The 6,584-nt window shown below is 39.8% G+C and carries 8 protein-coding genes and 1 tRNA gene; all 9 read right to left on the bottom strand.

The features are described from left to right. Window positions 1-737: universal stress protein (locus VJ937_RS07010; RefSeq protein WP_324066186.1), on the bottom strand; the 737-nt coding region annotated here is incomplete at its 3' end. Window positions 738-885: 148 nt separating this feature from the next. Next, the gene (locus VJ937_RS07005) at window positions 886-1,359 is read right to left on the bottom strand and encodes a biopolymer transporter ExbD (RefSeq protein WP_324066185.1); all 474 of its coding nucleotides are present in this window, start codon (window positions 1,357-1,359) and stop codon (window positions 886-888) included. 2 nt (window positions 1,360-1,361) lie between these two features. Beyond that, window positions 1,362-2,012, bottom strand: a complete 651-nt coding sequence (locus VJ937_RS07000) for a biopolymer transporter ExbD (protein WP_324066184.1) — start codon at window positions 2,010-2,012, stop codon at window positions 1,362-1,364. 43 nt (window positions 2,013-2,055) lie between these two features. Continuing rightward, on the bottom strand, window positions 2,056-2,550 hold the full coding sequence (locus VJ937_RS06995) for a hypothetical protein (protein WP_324066183.1): 495 nt from the start codon (window positions 2,548-2,550) through the stop codon (window positions 2,056-2,058). 14 nt (window positions 2,551-2,564) lie between these two features. Then, a complete protein-coding gene (locus VJ937_RS06990; protein ID WP_324066182.1) occupies window positions 2,565-3,398 on the bottom strand; it encodes a MotA/TolQ/ExbB proton channel family protein in 834 nt (277 codons plus the stop codon). Between the two features lie 74 nt (window positions 3,399-3,472). Further along, window positions 3,473-3,559: transfer RNA gene (locus tag VJ937_RS06985), tRNA-Ser, on the bottom strand. A 50-nt stretch (window positions 3,560-3,609) separates the two neighbouring features. Next, entirely contained in the window at window positions 3,610-4,659 is a 1,050-nt protein-coding gene (locus VJ937_RS06980; RefSeq protein ID WP_324066181.1) for an asparaginase, read from the bottom strand. After that, window positions 4,656-5,423 carry a TatD family hydrolase gene (locus tag VJ937_RS06975; RefSeq protein WP_324066180.1) on the bottom strand — a complete coding sequence of 256 codons (768 nt, stop codon included), beginning with the start codon at window positions 5,421-5,423 and terminating at the stop codon, window positions 4,656-4,658. The genes VJ937_RS06980 and VJ937_RS06975 overlap by 4 nt, the downstream gene beginning before the upstream one ends. Window positions 5,424-5,426: 3 nt before the next feature. Next, the gene (gene dprA, locus VJ937_RS06970; protein WP_324066179.1) at window positions 5,427-6,545 is read right to left on the bottom strand and encodes a DNA-processing protein DprA; all 1,119 of its coding nucleotides are present in this window, start codon (window positions 6,543-6,545) and stop codon (window positions 5,427-5,429) included. Window positions 6,546-6,584: the final 39 nt, after the last annotated feature.

Here is a 6,584-nt window from a genome sequence, read left to right as displayed (position 1 = left end):
GATTGTTCGGTCATAATGGAGATAAGGTCTGCATCTTTTCGCATGGCATAATCAATTGTGATATCAGTAAGATTATTACCTGTAATTGCTTCATGCAGGTAATCAATATCATTATTCTTGAGAAACCTGGCAACCTGGTTGGCATAATCATTAATACGTTGCAACACATTTTCCTTTTTAGTATCAGAGACCTGCAACAGGTGCATTTCAGCATTAAATTTCTTTGCGATACGGGCAGTATATGGTATTTTTTGCCGTGTTTCCGGTGTATCGTCTATTGGCAAAACTATGCGGTTTATTTGGTGTCTTTTGTAAGAATTGCGCAAGCTTAGTACAGGACATGGAGAATTATTGACCACTTTGTAGGCATTGCTACCGAGCCATAATTCCTCAAAACCACTTGTACCGTGAGAACCAATAACGATTAGTTCAGCTTCACCATATTTTGCCTGGTTTGCTATCTCATTGTATACTTTTCCGCTTCTGATACGAAAATCAAGATTGTGACGTGCCTTTGGCTTGTATTGTTCTACTAGCTTTTTGAGGTTATTAATTACGGTTTCATTTTTTACATCAATCAGGTTTGTGAGCGAAAAATTGCGCTGATAGAAAACGGCATCTTTTATGACGTGTATCATTCGCACGTCGTGCCCCATTTCATTGGCAAAAGCAATGGCCATTTCAAGGGCATTAACAGAATCCTCACTAAAATCTACGGGAACCAATACGTGCTTCATGTCATACAAATTTACTTGACTATTCTAAAATGTTAATTTTAGATTTCGCTTTGCGGTGTTCTGCCTATAAATATAATGAAAAGCGTCAATTTCACCAAACAAAAAAAGGGAAGCCATGGCCTCCCTTTTTAAGTAATCTATATCCGTATTATTGGATTTTCTTTTTCGTAGAATAGTTAATTTTCAGTGCATTGGCTTTACGCAGTTCCTGCTTAATATCGGTAACGATACCCATTCTAACATCTTCATCAATTTTTAATGAGGTAGTCATAAACGGACGTTCGTTTTCATCGCGAGCTTCACGCTCAGCGGCGATATAATCAGGAATATCTTTTACTTGCTTAAAGGCATCATTGAGCTGAATACGGGGTTCAGAACCAAAAAACTTCTGATAGTTGCGTTTAGGTTGCCCAACGTAGATATAACTCACGAGTGATTTTTTCTTAAGCTTGGTAAGTTCAGTAGCTTCAGGTACAGAAACCTGTACTTTAAGCTCAGTTTCACGCATTGTGGTACTTACCATGAAAAAGAAAAGCAACATAAACACAATATCAGGCAACGAAGCTGTATTGATTCCGGGTGTTCCGCCCGATTTACCTTTTCTTTCAAATTTTGAAGCCATAATTATTCTCCTATGTTTTTAGGTTCAGCCTCTGAAATACGTTGAGGGATAGCTGCACGAATGGCATCAACATCTGCCTCATTACTAAGTTCGTTGTATGGTTTTTGAAACATACGCATTGACAGTTCATTACGTGCCTCGTTATAGGCGGCTACCAACTCATTTTGTACTTCGATATAGCGTTTGTATGAGGTTCCGCGGTCGTTCTGCAAGGAAATTACACCTTTAGAAACCGGGTATCCATCGGGATAACGCTGCTCAAAAAGCTTATGTGGCACTTTTTTAGGCAAGTCGCTACCGGGATAAAACTCCGGGTTCTTAACTTTCACTACCTCATATTTTTTCTCAGGCAAATTCTCCGAATTTCCGGGGTTGGTAATAAACTCTTTTGTTTTCTCTCTAAGGTTATTAACCAACATTTGTTCACCGTTTACGAGCAATCTGTCCTGCTTATTGATCAAGACGATCAAAAGGTTTCGCTCCTTAATTTTATTCTCTTCCTTTGGCTGTTCCTCTTCAGGCATCGGTGGCAATTGCCTGGACAAACCTGAGTCGGTATCCATTGTAGTGGTCACAAGGAAGAAAATCAAGAGCAAAAACGCAATGTCGGCCATTGATCCTGCATTGATTTCTTGTTTATTTTGACGAGCCATAAACTTCTTTTTTTAAACCCACCTTTTGGGTGAATTCAATTCATTATTTAAAAGCGCCTCGAATCTCAGTATATAATATACCGAGCACAGCTAGAGCAAAAAACAGGTACATTGAAAATAGTCCGGTACCAACACTTTGTGACACAAATGGTGTAATGTCGAATTTCTCAGCACCGAAGAACTGAGGAATTTCGTTAGAAGACAATATGAAAGCCACAAAGATAACAGCAGCCAAAACTAACAATGATACTAAGCTACGCTTGGCTGTTTTTGCACTTTTGAATATGTTGACAATACTGAATAATATTGTAGAAAGGGTAGCCAGACCTATCAAAAGGTAAACTACCAGCACAAAATTATCCAGTGATGATCCCATTTGCTCCATAGTGAATTTGGTTTTTTCCAATGGAATCTGAATAGATTCGGGTACAGGCTCCATTGTAACGACTGTATAGTAATACAGCACACCAAAAACTATCGAAATCGCAAATAAGATATACGATAATATACTGGTTATTTTAGAAATACGATCAGACATAGTCAATCAGATTATTATTTTTTCACATACTTGGTAATAATATCTACAAGAGAGATGGAAGCATCTTCCATATTGTTTACAATAGCATCGATTTTAGATACGATGTAATTGTAGAATACCTGAAGGATCATGGCTACAATAAGACCAGATACTGTAGTAATAAGAGCCACTTTAATACCTCCGGCAACGAGTGATGGCGATATATCACCGGCAGCTTCAATAGAGTCAAATGCGCCGATCATACCAATAACCGTACCCATAAAACCAAGCATAGGAGCAAGTGCGATGAAAAGTGAAATCCAGGTAAGACCTTTTTCAAGTAGTCCCATCTGAACGCTACCATACGAGATAACAGACTTTTCAACAACTTCTATACCTTCGTCGATACGACTAAGACCCTGATAGAAAATTGAAGCAACTGGTCCGCGTGTATTGCGGCAAATTTCTTTAGCAGCTTCTACACCTTCGTTTTCAAGGGCTTGTTCTACATCTTCCAGTAGTTTTTCTGTGTTTGTTGAAGCAAGGTTAAGATAAATGATCCTTTCAATGGCCAAAGCCAGACCAAAAATCAAAGCAAGTAATACAACACCCATAAATCCGGCACCACCTTCAATGAATTTTTGCTTCAATACCTGGTGGATATTTCCGTCGGTTGTTTCTTCCTCTGCAGCCTCATCTGCGGCAGCCATTTGATCAGCAGCTACATCAGCTTCTTCTGTTGCAGCAGTGTCGCTCACTTGTTCTGTTTGAGTTGTATCAGCTTCGGTTTCATCCTGTGCAAGGACCATGCTGGATGCACCAAAAGTAAGCATCCCAAAAACAGCGATTAATGCAAGTAACTTTCTCATGGTTTAAAATTTAGATTTAGTTTTAATGTTCAATCCGTTGTCAAAATTAATTAGTTTTTATCGAATATCAAAAGCGGAGGAAGTGGGATTCGAACCCACGATACCCTCTCGGGTAAACACGCTTTCCAGGCGTGCGCCTTAAGCCACTCGGCCATCCCTCCGTTTCGCGCAATATAGACGCTAAAAACAAGCGGCAAATTACAAAAAATTATCATTCCTCCATGATTAAATTTGTATTTATTTCCCCGCTCAAAGATTTTTTAAAACATGCTGAGGCTTCATTCCTGTTCATATTTTTCCCCAACACATACATCAGTTTTGTAATAGCTGCTTCAAGACTCATATCGTATCCACTCCACACGCCGGCGTCTATCAAACCTTTACTGCTCTCATATTTTCCCATTTTTACACCACCGGCCCGGCACTGAGTTACATTAAGAACGTATACACCATTGTTTACAGTATGTTTCATTACATCTGTGAACCATTTATCGGTCATTACATTACCCGAACCATAGGATTGAAGCACCAAGCCCTTAAGTCCGTCCATGTTACAAATTTGTTCAACCACCTGTTTGGTAATGCCGGGAAAGAGCCTTAACATGGCTATGGATTGATCAAAAGTTTTATGAAAAGTTGGTGTTTTTTGTGAGCTTATGGGCAATATGGCATTATGATGGTAATGAATATCGATGCCTGCTTCGGCCAGTGCCGGATAATTATCGGACCGGAATGCATAAAAATATTCGGCATTGTGCTTGGTAGTTCTGTTTCCTCTGAAAAGTTGATTTTCAAAATAAACACATACTTCGGGCACAATGGCTTTGCCGTTTTTTTGGTCTGCGGCAATTTCAATTGAAGTAATCAAATTTTCTTTACCATCGGTTCTGATGGTACCAATAGGCAGTTGTGAACCAGTAAACACTATTGGTTTGGACAAATGCTGCAAAATAAAACTCATTGCAGATGCACTGTAGGCCATTGTGTCGGTACCCTGCAAGACTACAAACCCATCGTATTTTTCATAGTTATCATAAATAATTTGTGCCATTTTAATCCAATACTCGGGTCGCATATCTGAACTGTCAATTATTGGATTGAAGGTAATGGCATGCAAATCGACACCTAGCTTTTGCAATTCCGGCACCTGGCTCGCCATATGTTCAAAATTAAATGGCATTAATGCGCCAGTGGCAGGGTTATTCACCATACCGATGGTGCCGCCTGTATAGAGCAATAATATTTTAGGTTGACTACTCATAGCTTAAACAGTTTTTGAGCATTGGCCGTAGTAATTTTTTCGATTTCCGACACATCCATTTGCTTGTTCATGGCAAGCTTATCTGCTACATAGCGCACATAAGCACTTTCGTTGCGCTTACCTCTTTTTGGTGTTGGGGCAAGGTATGGGCTGTCCGTTTCAAGTATAAGTTTTTCAATTGGTTGCCTGGCAATAATTTCGCCTACCCCTGAATTCTTAAAGGTAGATATGCCCCCTACACCAAGATAAAAGCCCATCGCTATAGCTTTTTTTGCATGTTGATCAGAACCCGCAAAACTATGCAACACGCCCTTCAGATTTGAGTTCTTATATTCGGATAAAACCTCAAGAATTTCATCGAATGAGTCTCTTGCATGTACTACAATAGGTAAATCGTAATGAAGTGCCATTTCTATTTGAGACTTAAAAGCCTTAACCTGCTCTTTATAAAATGTGCTATCCCAATAAAGATCAATACCAATTTCTCCTATGGCACAGAATTTACCATGCTGCAATTTATCCGCTACTATGGCTAACTCAGATTCATAATTAGCTTTAACAGACGTGGGATGCAGCCCCATCATTGGCAATAATTCATGTGGATAATTTGAAACCAGACTCAATAGTGGTTCAATAGATTCAGAATCGATATTGGGTAATAATATTTTCTCTATTCCATTTTCTCTGGCCCTTTTCATCACGTCATCAATATCATCATTGAATTCGGGCAGATATAAATGGGCATGCGTATCTATTAGAGACATAAATTAAACAGATTTTGTATATTGATTACCCGGCAAAGACTTTACCATATTTTTCAGCTCAAGGCCTAACAACACACCCGAAACATGACTAACCGGCAAAGCAAGCTTAGCTGCCAAATAATCGACCGCTACAACTCCATCTTCCACAATAAGTTCCATAATGGTACGCTCTTCCGGGCTCAAGCCCTCGAAAAGAGAAGTTTGAACAGGTTCTGAAACAGCCGTTTCCGGGGCCCAGTTCATAACATACTCAATATCAGAAACCGTTTCGAGCAAAGCTGCCTTTTGCGTTTTAATAATCTTATTGCAACCAGCTGAATAAGTATCTCCAACTTTTCCGGGGAAAGCAAAAACATCACGATTGTATGAGAAAGCCATATCTGCAGTTATCAACGAACCACCCTTTTCGCCAGATTCGGCAACAATAAGGGCATCAACCATTCCGGCTATTACACGATTTCGCGTAACGAAATTTCCACGATCGGGCTTGGTCCCTTTGGGAAACTCGGTAATAACACCTCCGTTTTTCAACATCTTTTTTACAATATTACGGTGCGATGATGGATAAATAACATCAGAGCCGCTTCCCATAACGCCTACAGTTGGCAGTCCATTTTCGATGGCTGCTTTATGTGCAGTAATATCAATCCCGTAGGCCAAACCACTCACAATCAGAACCTGATGCTGATGCGCAGCCAGGTCCTCAATCAGTCTTTCGACAAGACTGGTTCCGTAAACGGTGGCTTTACGCGTACCAACAATACCAATTATTTTGCGGTAATTCAGATCAATATTACCCTGGCAAAAAAGTACAACTGGTGCATCTTTACAATGCTTAAGTCTTTGCGGATAATCCGGATCCAGGTATGACAGTACTTTGATATTGTGTTTTTGACAAAAAGCCAATTCAGCATCCGCACTTTCAAGGGTTTTACTATCGCCCAATGCTCCATAAAGTTTAGGGTGCAATCTGGGAATATCTTTCAGCTGCTTTTGATTCAAATAAAATGCCTCACGGGCAGAGCCGGCAAAATCGATCAGCTTGCGTAAAGTGGCTGGCCCAACTCCTTCTATCATCTGTAAAGCAAGTAGAAACTTTTGCTCTGAATTACTTTTTGACATTTTTTGATATAAAAAAGAGGTTGAGGGATTGCCACGCAA

It is taken from the genome of Salinivirga sp. (assembly GCF_035268865.1).
In the GTDB taxonomy this organism is placed as follows: Bacteria; Bacteroidota; Bacteroidia; order Bacteroidales; family Salinivirgaceae; genus Salinivirga.
The sequence above is the reverse complement of the archived record's forward strand: the minus strand, read 5'-3'. Positions and strand labels throughout refer to the sequence as shown.

Excerpts from the sequence above, each read along its gene's own strand:
- VJ937_RS07005 (WP_324066185.1), bottom strand. The coding sequence starts at position 1,359 with ATGGCTTCAAAATTTGAAAGAAAAGGTAAATCGGGCGGAACACCCGGA.
- VJ937_RS07000 (WP_324066184.1), bottom strand. The coding sequence starts at position 2,012 with ATGGCTCGTCAAAATAAACAAGAAATCAATGCAGGATCAATGGCCGAC.
- VJ937_RS06995 (WP_324066183.1), bottom strand. The coding sequence starts at position 2,550 with ATGTCTGATCGTATTTCTAAAATAACCAGTATATTATCGTATATCTTA.
- VJ937_RS06990 (WP_324066182.1), bottom strand. The coding sequence starts at position 3,398 with ATGAGAAAGTTACTTGCATTAATCGCTGTTTTTGGGATGCTTACTTTT.
- VJ937_RS06980 (WP_324066181.1), bottom strand. The coding sequence starts at position 4,659 with ATGAGTAGTCAACCTAAAATATTATTGCTCTATACAGGCGGCACCATC.
- VJ937_RS06975 (WP_324066180.1), bottom strand. The coding sequence starts at position 5,423 with ATGTCTCTAATAGATACGCATGCCCATTTATATCTGCCCGAATTCAAT.
- dprA (WP_324066179.1), bottom strand. The coding sequence starts at position 6,545 with ATGTCAAAAAGTAATTCAGAGCAAAAGTTTCTACTTGCTTTACAGATG.